The organism is Alkalilimnicola ehrlichii MLHE-1, assembly GCF_000014785.1.
GTDB classification, from domain to species: Bacteria; Pseudomonadota; Gammaproteobacteria; order Nitrococcales; family Halorhodospiraceae; genus Alkalilimnicola; species Alkalilimnicola ehrlichii.
On sequence record NC_008340.1, the window covers coordinates 1,033,230 to 1,048,844 of the forward strand.

General features: G+C 68.0%; 10 protein-coding genes. 4 read left to right on the forward strand and 6 right to left on the reverse strand.

The genetic code is table 11. From position 1 onward, the window contains the following. Positions 1-16: 16 nt before the first annotated feature. Entirely contained in the window at positions 17-1,429 is a 1,413-nt protein-coding gene (gene sthA, locus MLG_RS04710) for a Si-specific NAD(P)(+) transhydrogenase (RefSeq protein ID WP_011628663.1), read from the forward strand. A gap of 117 nt (positions 1,430-1,546) precedes the next feature. On the opposite strand, the gene MLG_RS04715 is transcribed toward sthA, so the two are convergent. Beyond that, positions 1,547-2,200, reverse strand: coding sequence for an OmpW/AlkL family protein (locus MLG_RS04715; protein ID WP_011628664.1), 654 nt, complete (start codon positions 2,198-2,200; stop codon positions 1,547-1,549). Positions 2,201-2,306: 106 nt separating this feature from the next. Continuing rightward, complete coding sequence (locus MLG_RS04720; protein ID WP_011628665.1) at positions 2,307-2,684, reverse strand: NfeD family protein; 378 nt, start codon at positions 2,682-2,684, stop codon at positions 2,307-2,309. Between the two features lie 252 nt (positions 2,685-2,936). Here MLG_RS04720 and MLG_RS04725 point away from each other — a divergent pair, with 252 nt between their 5' ends. Next, positions 2,937-4,523, forward strand: coding sequence for a gamma-glutamyltransferase family protein (locus tag MLG_RS04725; protein ID WP_041717912.1), 1,587 nt, complete (start codon positions 2,937-2,939; stop codon positions 4,521-4,523). Between the two features lie 37 nt (positions 4,524-4,560). Here the strand turns inward: MLG_RS04725 and MLG_RS04730 are convergent, their stop codons facing one another. The 4 genes from MLG_RS04730 to MLG_RS04745 all read right to left on the reverse strand — a co-directional run bounded on the left by MLG_RS04730 (position 4,561) and on the right by MLG_RS04745 (position 12,090). Further along, positions 4,561-6,609: a TRAP transporter permease gene (locus tag MLG_RS04730; protein WP_011628667.1), complete on the reverse strand. Its 2,049-nt coding sequence runs from the start codon at positions 6,607-6,609 to the stop codon at positions 4,561-4,563. Positions 6,610-6,697: 88 nt separating this feature from the next. Then, positions 6,698-7,732: a TAXI family TRAP transporter solute-binding subunit gene (locus tag MLG_RS04735; RefSeq protein ID WP_011628668.1), complete on the reverse strand. Its 1,035-nt coding sequence runs from the start codon at positions 7,730-7,732 to the stop codon at positions 6,698-6,700. Positions 7,733-7,904: 172 nt separating this feature from the next. Then, positions 7,905-9,155: an EAL and HDOD domain-containing protein gene (locus MLG_RS04740; RefSeq protein ID WP_011628669.1), complete on the reverse strand. Its 1,251-nt coding sequence runs from the start codon at positions 9,153-9,155 to the stop codon at positions 7,905-7,907. A 1,210-nt stretch (positions 9,156-10,365) separates the two neighbouring features. Beyond that, a complete protein-coding gene (locus tag MLG_RS04745) occupies positions 10,366-12,090 on the reverse strand; it encodes a potassium/proton antiporter (protein ID WP_011628670.1) in 1,725 nt (574 codons plus the stop codon). 274 nt (positions 12,091-12,364) lie between these two features. Between MLG_RS04745 and MLG_RS04750 the strand changes: the two genes are divergently transcribed. Then, positions 12,365-12,868 carry a peptidylprolyl isomerase gene (locus MLG_RS04750; RefSeq protein ID WP_156774707.1) on the forward strand — a complete coding sequence of 168 codons (504 nt, stop codon included), beginning with the start codon at positions 12,365-12,367 and terminating at the stop codon, positions 12,866-12,868. A gap of 144 nt (positions 12,869-13,012) precedes the next feature. Next, positions 13,013-15,601, forward strand: a complete 2,589-nt coding sequence (gene gyrA, locus MLG_RS04755; protein WP_011628672.1) for a DNA gyrase subunit A — start codon at positions 13,013-13,015, stop codon at positions 15,599-15,601. The last annotated feature ends 14 nt before the right edge of the window (positions 15,602-15,615 follow it).

A 15,615-nucleotide genomic window follows, 5' to 3' on the forward strand; every position in this document is an offset into this window, starting at 1 on the left:
GCAGGAGCCCGGTGCAATGGTAGGAGGCGCGGTGAAGGAACAGCACTACGACGCGGTGGTGATCGGCAGCGGTCCCGGCGGCGAGGGCGCGGCACTGGCCCTGTCGAAAAGCGGCAGGGACGTGGTGGTGGTGGAGAGCCACGGCGAGGTGGGTGGGGGCTGTACCCACTGGGGGACGATCCCCTCCAAGGCGCTGCGCCACAACGTCCGGCGCATGATGGAGTACAACACCAATCCGCTGTTCCACGACGTGGCCGCGCCCAAGCGGCTGTCGTTCCCCCGGGTGTTGAAGTTCGCGGAGCGGGTGATCAACCGGCAGGTGAACCTGCGCGCCGGTTACTACAGTCGCAACGAGATCCCGGTGCTGCACGGCCGGGCCCGGTTTCTGGACGCCCACACGGTGGAGGTGCACGGTGCCGAGGGCAAGGTGCTGCGCCTGCGCGCCGGGCACTTTCTGATCGCGACCGGCTCCCGGCCCTACCGCCCGGAGGGGGTGCCCTTCGACCACCCCCGGGTGTGCGACAGCGACAAGATCCTCTCCCTGGATCACACCCCCCGCACCATCGCCATCTACGGCGCCGGCGTGATCGGCTGCGAGTACGCCTCCATCTTCCGCGGGCTCGGGGTCAAGGTGGACCTGATCGACACCCGGGAGCGGTTGCTCACCTTCCTGGACAACGAGATCTCGGACGCCCTCAGCTACCACCTGCGGGAACTGGGCGTGTTGATCCGCCACGACGAGGCCTTTACCCAAGTGGTGCCCCGTGACGACCACGTGGTCGTCCACCTGGACTCGGGCAAGCAGATCAAGGTGGACATCCTCCTCTGGGCCAACGGCCGTAGTGGCAACTCGGAGGACATGGGGCTGGAGGCGTTGGGCATTGAGCCCAACAGCCGCGGTCAGATCCAGGTCAATGACAATTACCAGACCGCGCAGGAGCACATCTACGCGGTGGGCGATGTGATCGGCTACCCCAGCCTGGCCAGTGCCGCCTTCGACCAGGGACGGTTCGCCGCCTCGCACATGCTCTGTGGCCAACGCGACTACCGGCTGGTGCAGGACATCCCCACCGGCATCTACACCATCCCCGAGATCAGCTCGCTGGGTAAGACCGAGCAGGAGCTCACCGCGGCCAAGGTGCCCTATGAGGTGGGTCACGCCTTCTTCAAGGACCTGGCCCGGGCCCAGATCGCCAACCAGGGTGTCGGCATGCTCAAGCTGCTGTTCCACCCGGAGACCCTGGAGATCCTGGGCATCCACTGCTTCGGCGACCAGGCTGCCGAGATCGTCCACATCGGCCAGGCCATCATGGCCCAGACCGGCGAGGCCAACACCCTGATGTATTTCCTGAATACCACCTTTAACTACCCGACCATGGCCGAGGCCTATCGGGTGGCGGCGCTGAACGGCTATAACCGGCTGGGTTAGGCAGGGCGGTCAGAGGTGGTGACGGGTCCGGGTGGCGCCGATGGGCGCCACCCGGACCCGTCAGGGGGTGCGGCCGCGCCGGTCACCCGTTCAGTGCCGGCGCGGCAGGGACGCGGCTCAGAAGCGCCGGCCCAGGCTGATGCCGATCGCGGTCGGGTCGACCTCCACAGTCCCGATATCGTCGCCGTTCAGTTTCGCGTCGGTCTCGATCTCGATATAGCGCACTTCGGCATTCACGAACCAGTCCTCGGCCACCGGCACGTCCACGCCGATCTGCACGCCCAGACCCCAGGAGTCGTCCAGGGAGAGCCGGTTGCCGTCCAGCGGGCCGCTGGTCTTGGTGTCAAAGAAGTTGGTGTAGTTCAGACCCACGCCGGCATAGGGCCGGAAGGGGAGGCCGAGGTCGCTGAAGTGGTACTGCACGCTGAGGGTGGGCGGTAGCTGCTTGGTGCTGCCCACCTTGCCCAGGCCGTCCAGGCGGATGTTGTGCTCGAAGGGCAGGGCCGCCAGCAGCTCGACGCCGATGTTGGGCGTGACCATGTAGGTCAGGGTGCCGCTCAGGCGGGTGCTGTCACCGACGTCCACGTCAATGTCGTTGGCCGTCAAAGAGCCGTTGTCGGACTTGGGTGAGACCTGGTGGAAACCGCCCCGCACCAGGATGTTGCCGGCCTCCAGGCTGGTGCCTGCGGCGAGCACCGGGGTGGTGAGTGTGGCGCCGGCAGTGGCAACGGCAATGAGTGCAGCGGTCAGGGTTTGTTTGCGCATGGACATGGTTTGCCTCCTCTTCATTGCGGCAAGGCAAATGGTCCCGCGTGTGAGGTGGTCCGAAACTTGATCCGCGGCAAACCACAAAAAAGGTACGAAATGTAAGATGTATTTAATCGATGGGCTCCACCGTCAAAGTCAATCCCTCTGCGTCAATCACCCGCACCCCTCTGCCGGCCGGCACCGGCTCGCCGTGGGCGGACCGGGCGCGCCAGCTCTCGCCGTCGACGCGGACGCGCCCCACTGGATGCAGGGCCGTGATCACCGTCGCGTGCCGCCCCACCAGGGCCTGGCCGCCGCAAGGCACCTGCCGTTCCAGCGCGGGGCGGTAGAGCGGGTAGAGCAGGGCATCCTTGAGCAGCCACACCAGAAACAGTGCCACCGCCGTGCCGGCGCTGACCCAGCCGGAGGACCAGGCCCACCACCCCAGCGAGGCGATAAGGAGCAACCCCGGGAGTTGCAGCAGGCTGTAACGGATGAGCGGTGTCATGGCGTCATGAGTTCCCCCAGGGGGCGTTCGATGGGTGCGCCGCTGGCGTGTCCCCCACCAGCGCGGTCGCGACCTGAGTCGTCGATGGCTACTCTCGAAGGGTAAGGCTTAAGGGTAAGCCTTACCCCTTCCGCCTGTCACAGGGCGGTCGTGGGTCGGAATCGGGAAACGCTCCAGGAGGCGATATGGCTCCGGCTCAGAACTTCGGTATCAGGCTGGCGGTCTGCCGGCCCGCGGCATCTGGGGGTGGCCATGCGGTTCCGTAATCCGCACCCCTCCCGGCGCAGTCCGGTGATGGCGGACAATGTGGTGGCCACCTCACAACCGCTGGCCGCCCAGGCGGGTTTGCAGGCCATGGCCGAGGGTGGTAATGCGGTGGATGCGGCCCTGGCGGCGGCCATTACCCTGACGGTGGTCGAGCCCACCGGCAACGGGGTGGGGGGTGACGCCTTTGCCCTGGTCCACGACGGCAGGCAACTGCACGGGCTGAATGCCAGCGGTCGGGCACCGGCCGGGTGGTCGCCGGCGTTTTTCGCCGGTCGCGACGGCATGCCGCCGGTGGGCTGGCACTCGGTCACCACGCCGGGGGCCGTCTCGGCGTGGACCGCGCTCTCCCGGCGCTTCGGCGCGCTGCCTTTCGCGCGCCTGTTCCAGCGGGCGGTGGCACTGGCGGAATCGGGTTTCCTGGTCACCCCAGCGGTCGCCACCCTCTGGGCCATGGGCGCCCGCCAGCTTGAGCGGCAACCGGGCTTCGCTGACACCTTCCTGCCCGGCGGGCGGGCCCCGCGCACCGGTGAGCGCTTTCGCAATCCGGACCTGGCGGCCACGCTGCAGCGGATCGCCGAGACCGGCGGCGAGGCCTTTTACCGGGGCGAACTGGCCCGGCGCATCGCCGCCGAGGCGCGCCGGCACGGCGCGGCGCTCACCGAGGCCGACCTGGACGCCCACCGGCCGGCGTGGGTGTGCCCGCTGTCGCTGCCCTACCGCGGGGTAGAGGCCCACGAGCTGCCGCCCAACGGCCAGGGCATAGCAGCCCTGATCGCCCTGGGCATCCTGGCGCACACTGAGATGCCGGAGGTGGCACCGGACAGCATTCCGGGGCTGCATCTGCAGATCGAGGCGATGAAGCTCGCGCTGGCGGATACGCAGGCCCACGTGGCCGACCCGGAGGCCATGACAGTGGAGCCGGCGGCACTGCTCGACCCGGGCTACCTGGCCGCGCGCGCCGCGACCATCGACCGGCAGGCGGCGGGTGACCCGGGTTACGGGGTGCCGAGGCCGGGTGGGACCGTCTATGTCACCGCGGCCGATGCGCAGGGGCGCATGGTCTCCTATATCCAGTCCAACTACCTGGGGTTCGGTTCCGGGGTGGTGATTCCGGGGACGGGGATCAGCCTGCAGAACCGTGGCGCCGGCTTCACCCTGCAGCCCGGCCATCCGAACCGGGTTGGCCCCCGCAAGCGCCCCTTTCACACCATCATCCCCGGCTTTCTGACCACGCCTGACGGGGGCCCACTGACCAGTTACGGCGTGATGGGCGGCCCCATGCAGGCCCAGGGCCACGTGCAGGTGGGCGTCCGACTGGTGGACTTCGACCAGGATCCGCAGACCGCCTGTGACGCACCCCGCTGGCGGGTCCTCGGCGGACGCCGGGTGGCGGTGGAAGCAACATTGCCGGCGCGCACTCTGGAGGGGCTGAGTGAGTTGGGGCATGAGCTCACCGTGACCGCGCCGGAGGCCGCCTTCGGCTTCGGTGGCGCCCAGGTGGCTCAGCGGCTGTCCGGAGGCTATGTGGCCGGCTCTGATCCGCGCAAGGACGGCCAGGCGGTGGGCTTCTGAACGGCGCCGGGACCTGCCGCGACGCCCCGGTCGCGGGTCAGGCGGGGGCGCTGTCGGCCGCCTCCAGCGGTCGTGCCCGCAGGGCCCGGTGAGCCCGCAGCAGGCCCCAGAAGACCATGGCCAGTACCGGAGCGGTCACCACCCACGCCAGCCGCTCGTCCGGATGCAGCACCACCACCGCGCTCAGCAGCCCCAGGGCGAGGCGGGTGCCCCAGTCCCGAAGCCATCCCTGGGCATAGCGGCCCTGCAGGGCGAGAATGGTCCCCAGGGTTCCGACCAGCAGCAGGGCGAAGGCGGGAAGCTGCGGCCAACCCGGCTCTACCACCAGCGCCGGCCGGGTGTAGACGCCGACCATGAGGATCAGTAGCGGCACGCACATGCCCAGCGCCGAGATCATGGTGCGCACGAAGGGGGCCTCGGCGATTCGCGAGGTGACCGCCGCCACCACCGAGGTGGGCGGGGAGAGCTCGCCGAACACCGCCACCAGGAAGGCGAAGAAGTGCGCCACCCAAGGGTCGACCCCGGCGCGGATCATGAAGGGGGTGATCACCACTGCCACGATGATGTAGGTGGGCGCCACCGGCAGGCCCATGCCCACCAGGTAGCCGAAGGCGAAAGCCACCAGCACCATCAGGGCCAGGTGCGCGCCGGCCATCTCCATCAGCAGGATGCCCACCTTGGTGGGCACGCCGGTGATGGTGAAGGTGGCGGTGAGAATGCCCAGGGTGGCGAGCAGCACGGTCAGTTCCGCGGTGTTGGTGGTGAAGGTCTCGATCAGGCGCACGAAGGGGCGGCCGGCCTCTTGCAGGCGCGCCGGGGTGAGTCGCGGGCCGGACTGGTGGTAAAGCGCCCAGAGGAACCGCAGCAGGAATAGCGCACTGAGCACCGAGAACAGGGCGATAAACACCAACTGCGCCGAGGACATGGCCGCCCGCCGCTCCACCCCCATCAGCCAGATCAGGCCGATCACCGCCAGGGCGTAAGCGGACAGGTTGATGATGTCCACATAATCAATCGGTTCCCGGCGCGGGGTGACCGCGCGCTGCATGTAGCGGCCGGCCAGCAGGTAAACCGCGACACTGACGCCCAGGAAATAGAGGATCGCGGGGGCGAAACCGCGGGCGACCACATCGAAATAGCTGACCCGCAGGTACTCGGCCATCAGGAAGGCGGCGATGCCCATCAACGGCGGCATCAACTGCCCGCCGAGCGACGAGGCGGTCTCGATGGCGGCGGCCTTGACCCGCGGAAAGCCGGCCCGGATCAACACCGGGATGGTGGCCGAGCCGGTGGTCGCGGCGTTGGCCGCGCCGCTGCCGGAGACGGCGGCCACGGAAAAGCTGCCGATCACCGCGGCCTGGGGCAACAGTCGGGGTGATCGGGCGGCCAGCCGGGAGCTGCCGGCCAGTATGGAGTCGATACAACCGAAGGCGCGCAGCACGGCCAGCACCAGCATGAAGGAGCCGATCAGGGTCAGCCCCAACTGGGGCAGGCGCTCGAACACCCCGGTGGAGATCTCCAAACTGGTGGCGGTGAGAATGCGGTTCCAGCTCATCCCCGGGTGCTGGAACATGCCGGGCACCAGGTGGCCGTAGGCGGTGTACAGAATCAGCAGCAGGATCACGAGGGCCAGGGCCAGGTAGCGCCGCCGGGTGTACTCCAGGGTCAGCGCCACCACGATGGCGCCGGCCGCCTTGTCGGCGTCGTTCCAGAACCCCACCCGGTAGATGCGGATATTCTCGAACTCGGTGACCAGGTAGTAGGCCGCATAGATCAGCGCGGCAGCGTACGCGATGCCGATCAGGGTCGCAGGTAGCGGACCGAGCAGGGGGTAGAGATCGTCGTGGCGCAGGTCATTGGCGAAGGCAATGGCGACGGCGATGGGGACCAGCGTCACCGCCAGGAGCGTGGCCCCGCCGGCGCCGGTGAAGTAATAGATGCTGAGGTGGCTGAAGAAATAGAGCGCCAGGGCGTAGAACAGGCACTGGGCGACGATGTGACAGGCCAAGTGCAGCCGGGAGCGGCTGCGCCGGGGCTCCAGATCGGGCGTGGTGCGCCCCCCGCTGGCGTTCTCGCGCTCAGTCATCGGCCCGCCCTGTCCGGGGTGGTTCGGACAAGGGCGCCCCCGGCGGATCACAGGGGCGCCCCACGACCGGGGTCAGGCCCTCACGGCCTTACCGGTAGACCCAGTCATCCCACGCCTCGTCCCAGGCGTCGTTCTCCTGCAGGAAGCGGGCAAGCCCCGGGTGGACCGGTACACTGCCGCCGCTGGCGGCCACCCCGCGGCGCTGCAGCTCGACCATATCCTCATCCACCTGGGCGAAGGCGGCATTGGCGGCGCGCAGCTCCTCGGACTTGGCCTGGATGATGGTGAGCATCTCGTACAGGTCCTCTTCCGGGACCTCCGGGCCGAGGTGGAAGCCGTAGAAGAAGGGTACGAAATGGGCCTCGTCAACGCCAATATCGGTATCGAAGCGCTCCGCCGGCACGGCCACCACCTCCATGCCCGCCGCCTCGATCTGGGCCCGCTCTTCATCGGTGGGGTTGAGGATGGCGGTATCCACCGACAGCATGGCCTCGTTGACCCAGGGGGCGACGCTGGTCTGCCCACTGGTGTAGGCGATGAAGGCGTCGATGGTGCCCTCGTTGAGCGAGGAACCCGCGATGCTCAGGTCAATCTCGGTGTAGTCATGGCCCACGTCCACGGCGGCCATGGCCCGTTCAAGTTGGGCGCGGACGTCCCACGGGGCGGGGCCGGTGAACACGGGGGCACCGGCCAGCCCCCCCCAGCCGTCGTACTCGTCCAGGTCGTCGGCGCGGACCGCCAGGCCCACCTCCATGGTGTAGGCCCAGAAGGACTGGACCGGCTCGCGCTCCATATGGGCGCGGAAATCCCGGAACCGGCCCGAGTCGTCGGCGAGTTCGGCGAAGGCCACGTCCGCACCGTAGTAGCCGTCAAACTCGCCCAGGGCGTAGCCGCGCACGGAGGCGACGGCGCCGGCGGTGGGCAAGACCGTGATGTTGTAACCGCTCCATTCGCGATTGAGGATGGTCATCAGGTCCACTTTCACCGCGTAGCCGGTGGAACCGGTGGCGGAGGTGGCCCAGCGTAGCTGGGTGACCTCCTGGGCCATGGCCGCAGAGGGCAGACCGGCTATCAAGGCCAACGCGCCGGCGGCGGTGGCCGCTTTCAGGGTGCGACAGATCATCGGCTCTCCTCCCTTACATCCATTGTTCGGATCCCCTGCGTTCCCTTCCCGGGTTGCGGCAGGCGTGCATCGCGCCCACCTTTTCGGTTGTCATTGAACTGAGTGTTGTATGCGCCCGGTATCCGGTCAAGGCGGGCGTTTCGCAAGCGCAGCAAATCGGGGGAAGGGGGGGTCAGTCAGATCGGGATCGAACCGTTGTCAACGCCTCCGGATCGCGGGTCTGGGTGACCACGTCCATGATGCGGTCGGCCCATTGCAGGGCCTCCAGGTAGGCCCCGGGGTAGCGCCGTCCGTCGGCGTCGTCCGTTTCCAGGGCCTGCCAGTGGCCTTGCTCATAATCGCAAACCCGCTGCAGCAGGGCGCCGATGGCCCCCTCACGGTTGAGCAGGGCGCGTTCGATCGCCTGGGTCAGCGGCAGGGCCTGGACCAGCTCCGCCATGGGCTGGTTCATCAGGGTGTCCAACAGCGAGAGCAGCCCGGCGGTGAAACAGGCCTCGGGGTTGGCGATGCCCGACTCCCGAGCCAGCAGCTCACACATGCGCGCCCGGGCCAGGGCGATGCGGCACAGCTCCGGCGGCTTGTCCTCCACCGCCGAGAGGGTGATCAGGATGATCCAGGTGCGCACGGTGCGGGTGCCCAGCAGGAGCAGCGCATTGTGCAGGGACTCGATGGGCCCGCGGGAGACCGCGGCCGAGTTGGCGCAGCGCAGCAGCCGGTAGACCAGCACCTGGTCCCGGGCGATCAACCGCTCCAGTTCCTGCAGGTCCGCGTCCGGGTCGTTGAGTTTGGCGAGCAGCGGCAGCAGCCCGACTTTGCTGCTGGCATGGCGCTGACCGGAGACCAGGTTCGGACGGCTGAAGTAATAGCCCTGGAAGAAATCGAACCCCAGGTCGAGGCAAAGCTGGAACTGACGGTCGGTCTCGACCTTCTCGGCGAGGAGCTGCAGATCGAACTCCCGCAGGCGGCGGACCACCCGGGTCAGCGCCTCTGTAGAGGTGTCGTTGACCTCCAGTTTTACCAGGTCGGCACAGGCCAGGGCGGGTTCGTTCTCCGGCTGGTAGTCGAAGTCGTCCAGCACGATGACATAGCCCCGGTCGGAGAGGCTGCGCAGCCCGGCGAGCACCTGCTCGTCATCCAGCGCGACATCCTCCAGCACCTCCAATGCCACCTGATCGGGTGGGATGGGGAGTTCCAGCTCGCCGATCAGGTAGGGGCGGGTCAGGTTGATAAAGGCGGGCACGTCACCGACCAGCCGCTCCAGCCCGAAATCCGTGAAGGTGTTGACCAGCAACTGCCCGGTGGCCTGATCCCCGTCGACCACATCAGCCCGATCCCGGGCGCCAGCGCGGTAAAGCAGTTCGTAGGCGACAACCTCCAATTCCCGGTTATAAATGGGTTGTCGCGCGAGAAAAATAGTGTCCACGGGGGGAGGGTCCTTGCCTGCTTTCGATGGCCGCGCAATGGGCCTCAGTATCGTATAGATCGAATGCCTTTCAAAGGTATTGCCACCGTCTTCGCGAGGGCCGAAGGCTTCCCCACCGTCATCGCGAGGGCCGCAGGCTTCCCCACCGTCATCGCGAGGGCCGCAGGCCCGCGGCGATCCATGCGGCGTGTGGACTGCCGCGTCGCTCCGCTCCTCGCAGTGACGTGGGGGGTGGACCCACCCCGTCATCGCGAGGGCCGCGGGCCCGCGGCGATCCATGCGGCGTGTGGACTGCCACGTCGCTCCGCTCCTCGCAGTGACGTGGGGGGTGGACCCACCCCGTCATCGCGAGGGCCGCAGGCCCGCGGCGATCCATGCGGCGTGTGGACTGCCGCGTCGCTCCGCTCCTCGCAGTGACGTGGGGGGTGGACCCACCCCGTCATCGCGAGGGCCGCAGGCCCGCGGCGATCCATGCGGCGGGTGGACTGCCACGTCGCTCCGCTCCTCGCAGTGACGTGGGGGGTGCCCCCACCCCGTCATCGCGAGGGCCGCGGGCCCGCGGCGATCCATGCGGCGTGTGGACTGCCGCGTCGCTCCGCTCCTCGCAGTGACGTGGGGGTGCCTCCACCCCGTCATCGCGAGGGCCGCAGGCCCGCGGCGATCCATGCGGCGTGCGGACTGCCGCGTCGCTCCGCTCCTCGCAGTGACGTGGGGGTGCCCCCACCCCGTCATCGCGAGGGCCGCAGGCCCGTGGCGATCCATGCGGCGGGTGGACTGCCACGTCGCTTCGCTCCTCGCAGTGACGTGGGGGTGCCCCCACCCCGTCATCGCGAGGGCCGCAGGCCCGCGGCGATCCATGCGGCGTGTGGACTGCCGCGTCGCTTCGCTCCTCGCAGTGACGTGGGGGTGCCCCACCCCGTCATCGCGAGGGCCGCAGGCCCGCGGCGATCCATGCGGCGTGTGGACTGCCACGTCGCTCCGCTCCTCGCAGTGACGTGGGGGTGCCCCACCCCGTCATCGCGAGGGCCGCAGGCCCGCGGCGATCCATGTGGCGGGTGGACTGCCGCGTCGCTTCGCTCCTCGCAGTGACGTGGGGGGTGCCCCCACCCCGTCATCGCGAGGGCCGCAGGCCCGCGGCGATCCATGCGGCGGGTGGACTGCCGCGTCGCTTCGCTCCTCGCAGTAACGTGGGCGGTGCGCCCGCAGGGGGTCAGCCGCGCCCGAGTTTCAGGCCGACTTTGAGGATGCGGTTGCCCTCCATCTCCCGCACGGTGAACTGAAGGTGATCGAGGCGCACCCGGTCGCCCACCACCGCCTTGCCGCGGAACAGGTGGAGCAGGTACTCATCCAATGACTGCCCCGGGTCGACCCCCGGTGGCAGGTTGAAGCCGTAGACCGCCGCCAGGTCGCCCAGCCGCGTCTCGCCGTCCAGGGTGAATTCCCCGAAGAAGCGCTGCTCCTCCAGGTAGGCCGGCCCGGCCGGGGCGACGAACATGCGGTCGAGGAGGGGTAGATCGTCCGGCAGGCTGAGCAGGTAGACCTGATCGCCGGGCTGGAGGATGTCGCCGTCCTCTTCGCGTACCGGCGCCCCCTGCCGGAACAGGGTGAGGACCTGGGCGCTGTCCGGCAGCCGCAGGTTGTGCAGCGGCTTGAACAGGGCGGGGCTGTCGGACTTGACTCGATAGGAGACGAACTCGTAGTCCGCCTGCTGTGGTACGTCCAGTTCCACCCGTTCCGTCTGGCCGGAGTCCGGGGGCAGTTCCAGGCCCAGCAGTCGGGCGGCGGGCGCGATGGTCCAGCCCTGCACTACCAGCGACAGCAGCACCACGAAGAAGGCCACGTTGAAGAATTGTTCGGCCCCCGCCAGCCCCGCCACCAGCGGGAAGATGCCCAGGATGATGGGCACCGCGCCGCGCAGGCCCACCCAGGCGATGAACAACTGCTCCCGCCAGGGGAAGCGAAAGGGGGCCAGACAGGTGAAGACCGCCAGCGGCCGGGCCACCAAAATGAGGGCCACGCCGACGATGGCCGCCTTCGGGGCCACTGGCAGCAGCTCCGAGGGGGTGACCAGCACGCCGAGCATGACGAACATGGTGATCTGCGACAGCCAGGCCATGCCGTCGTTGAAGCGCTGGATGTTCTGTGCGGCCTGGATCCGGCGGTTGCCCACGATCAGGCCGGCCAGATAGACCGCCAGAAAACCGCTGCCGCCAGCCACCCCGGTCGCACCGAAGACCACCAGCCCCCCGCCCAGGGCGAGCAGCGGGTACAGCCCCGGGGTCAGCGACAGGCCGTTGATGGTGTAGGCGAGCAGAAAGCCCCCGAGCACCCCTATTAAGGCCCCCAGCCCCATCTGCTGGACGAACTCCAGCGCCATGCCCCAGCCGATGCTGGTGTGCTGGCCCATGAGCAGCTCGATCAGGGCCACTGTCAGGAAGATGGCCATGGGGTCGTTGCTGCCGGATTCGATCTCCAGGGTGGCGGCGACACGCTGTTTCAGCTCCAGCCCCTTGGAGTGGAGCAGCGAGAACACCGCTGCGGCGTCGGTGGAGCCGACGATGGCCCCGATCAGGGCCGCCTCCAACCAGCCCAGGCCGAGGGCGTAGCGGGCCACCAGGCCGGTCAGGCCGGCGGTGATCACCACCCCCACGGTGGCCAGCACCACCGCCGGGCGCAGGCCGACGCGGAAGCTGCTGGTACGGGTGCGCAGGCCGCCGTCAAACAGGATGACCGCCAGCGCCAGGCTGCCGATGAGATGGGCGGTCTGGAAGTCGTCGAAGTAGAGCCCACCCAGACCCTCCTCGCCCAGCAGCATGCCGATCACCAGGAAGACCAACAACAGCGGAGCGCCTATCCTGTTGGATATGACGCTGGCCATGACGCTGACCAGCAGCAGCAGGCTGCCGAAGAATATGACCTGGCTGGTAAAGTCCAAGGATGCCTTCCGTATCGGGGTGCATGGTGCGACACGAGACCGCAGTTTAACGTAAGCCGCGGCCGGTTGTGGCTGCCAATGGCAACGCGCTGCGGTATCCTGAGCGCCCTTCAGATGTTACCGGGCGGACCGGACAGGGAGTATCGGCATGGCGTTACGCTCAGCCCACAAACTGATCGCTTTCATGCTTTTCGTGATTTTCGCCGTCCTGTTGGTCGTCGGCGCCAAGGCCGTCGGCGGTGAACGGGATGATCAGGACAGCCAGCACGCGCAAATGGAGACCCCCATGGTTGTATTCGAGACCAGCCACGGCAACCTCACCCTGGAACTCTTTCCGGACGAGGCCCCCATCACCGTTGAGAATTTCCTGCAGTACGTGGATGACGGGTTCTACGACGGCACCATCTTCCACCGGGTTATCCCCGGTTTCGTGGTGCAGGGTGGCGGTTTCGACGAGGAGTTCCGGCAGAAGGAGACCCGTGCCCCGATCAAGAACGAGGCCGATAACGGCCTGCGGAACGAACGCGGCACGCTGTCGATGGCCCGGACCCAGCAGAAAGACAGCGCCACCTCCCAGTTCTTCATCAACCTGGCCGACAACGCCTTTCTCGACCACGGTACCCGCGACTTCGGTTACGCCGTCTTCGCCCGGGTGGCCGAGGGCATGGAGGTGGTCGACAAGATCGCCCAAGTGCGCACCGGCAACCGGGGTATGCACCAGGACGTCCCGGTGGAGGATATCGTGGTCAAGCGGGCCTACCGCCAGGGCGACGACTAACCCCACCAGCCAGCGCAGGCGCACCCCGCTCCTGTGCTAGAATGACCGCCTTTACGCGGGCGCCCGGCGCGCCCCGGTCCCGGTGCGGGGCGGGGCGCGTCGTCGTGCGTCTCAGATCGTTTTTGCAGCGAGTCGAGATCCCGGATGGCGAGCGTCGCTAGAGAGATATTGCCCGTAAACCTGGAAGACGAGATGCGGCAGTCCTACCTCGATTACGCCATGAGCGTGATCGTGGGTCGGGCCCTGCCGGATGTCCGTGATGGCCTCAAACCGGTGCACCGGCGCGTGCTCTACGCCATGCGTGAGCTGGGCAACGACTGGAACAAGTCGTACAAGAAGTCCGCCCGCGTGGTCGGTGATGTTATCGGTAAGTACCACCCCCACGGCGACTCCGCGGTCTACGACACCATCGTGCGCATGGCCCAGCCTTTCGCCATGCGCTACATGCTGGTGGACGGGCAGGGCAACTTCGGCTCCATCGACGGCGACGCGGCCGCTGCCATGCGGTACACCGAGGTGCGGATGTCCAGGCTGGCCCATGAGCTGCTGGCGGACATCGAGAAGGAGACCGTCGACTACCTGGACAACTACGACGGCTCCGAGAGCGAGCCGACGGTGCTGCCCACCCGGGTGCCCAACCTGCTGGTCAACGGCGGCTCCGGCATCGCCGTGGGCATGGCCACCAACATTCCGCCACACAACATCCGCGAGGTCATCGACGCCTGTGTGGCGCTGATCGACGACGACTCGCTGGATGTGGACGCGCTCATGCAATACCTGCCGGGGCCCGACCTGCCCACCGCCGGCATTATCAACGGCACCGCCGGCATCCACGAGGCCTACCGGACCGGGCGTGGTCGCATGGTGATGCGGGCCCGCGCCCGAATCGAAGAGGATGACAAGTCGGGCAAGGCGCGCATCATCGTCAGCGAGCTGCCCTACCAGGTGAACAAGGCGCGGCTGCTGGAAAAGATCGCCGAGCTGGTCAAGGAAAAGCGCGTCGAGGGGATCACCGAGCTGCGCGATGAGTCCGACAAGGACGGCATCCGCGTGGTGATCGAGCTGCGCCGGGGCGAAGTGGGCGAGGTGGTGCTCAACAACCTCTACCAGCACACCCAACTGCAGACGGTGTTTGGGATCAACATGGTGGCGCTGGTGGACGGCCAGCCCAAGCTGTTGAACCTGCGCCAAATCCTCGACGCCTTCGTCCGCCACCGCCGGGAGGTGGTGACCCGGCGGACCATCTTCGAGCTGCGCAAGGCGCGCAACCGGGCCCACGTGCTGGAGGGCCTGGCGGTGGCCCTGGCCAACATCGATCCGGTGATTGCCCTGATCAAGGCCTCACCCGGGCCGGCGGAGGCCAAGACGGCGCTCATGTCCCGGGTGTGGGCGCCGGGCATGGTCACCGACATGCTGGAGCGCGCCGACGCCACCACCCCCGACGACCTCAGCCCCGACGTCGGTCTGGGCGAGGACGGCTACCGGCTCAGCGCCGCTCAGGCCCAGGCCATCCTTGAGCTGCGCCTGCACCGGCTGACCGGTCTGGAGCAGGAGAAGATCCTGGAGGAGTACCGTGGCCTGCTCGAGCAGATCGGCGAGCTGATCCACATCCTGGAGAGCGGCGAGCGGCTGATGGAGGTCATCCGCGAGGAACTGGTGGCCATCCGCGAGCAGTATGGCGACGAGCGGCGCTCCGAGATCATCCCCCAGGCGCTGGACCTCACCCTGGAGGACCTCATCACCCCGCAGGATGTGGTGGTCACGCTCTCCCACAGCGGGTACGCCAAGTCGCAGCCGCTGGACAGCTACCGCGCCCAGCGCCGCGGCGGCCGGGGCAAGAGCGCCACCGCCATGAAGGACGCGGATTTCGTCGACAAGCTGTTCGTGGCCAATACCCACGACACGCTGCTCTGCTTCTCCAGCCACGGCAAGTGCTACTGGTTGAAGGTCTACGAGCTGCCCCAGGGCAGCCGCCAGAGCCGTGGCAAGCCCATCGTCAATCTGCTGCCGTTGGAGCCGGACGAGCGCATCAACGCCGTGCTGCCGGTGCAGGAGTTTGATGACGCCCACTTCGTCTTCATGGCCACCCACAACGGCACGGTCAAGAAGACCCCGCTGTCGCACTTCTCCCGTCCGCGCAGCAACGGCATTATTGCCCTGGACCTGCGCGCCGACGACTGGCTGGTGGATGTGGCCATCACCGATGGCAGCCGCGACGTCATGCTGGTGTCCGACGCCGGCAAGGCCATCCGCTTCGAGGAGAGCCAGGTGCGGGCCATGGGCCGCACCGCCGCCGGCGTCCGTGGCATCCGGCTGGAGCCGGGGCAGCGGGTGATCGCGCTGCTGATCCTGGACGACGGCGATATCCTCTCGGCCACCGCCAATGGCTACGGCAAGCGGACCCCGGTGGAGGAATACCCGCGGCGCGGTCGCGGCGGGATGGGGGTGATCTGCATCCAGACCAGCGATCGCAATGGCGAGGTAGTAGGTGCGGTGCAGGTGGCGGATGAGGACGAGATCATGCTTATCACCCGTCACGGCACCCTGGTGCGGACCCCCGTGGCCGATATCTCGCGCCTGTCGCGCAACACCCAGGGCGTCAAGCTCATCAGTCTGGATGAGGATGAGACCCTGGTGGGTCTGGAGCGGATCGAGGCCCTGGGCGACGACGACGATGATGATGAGGCCGGCGCGGCGGCGGACGACGGGTCCGGGCCGCCCGATCCCGCCTGAGCCCGGTGCCCCCC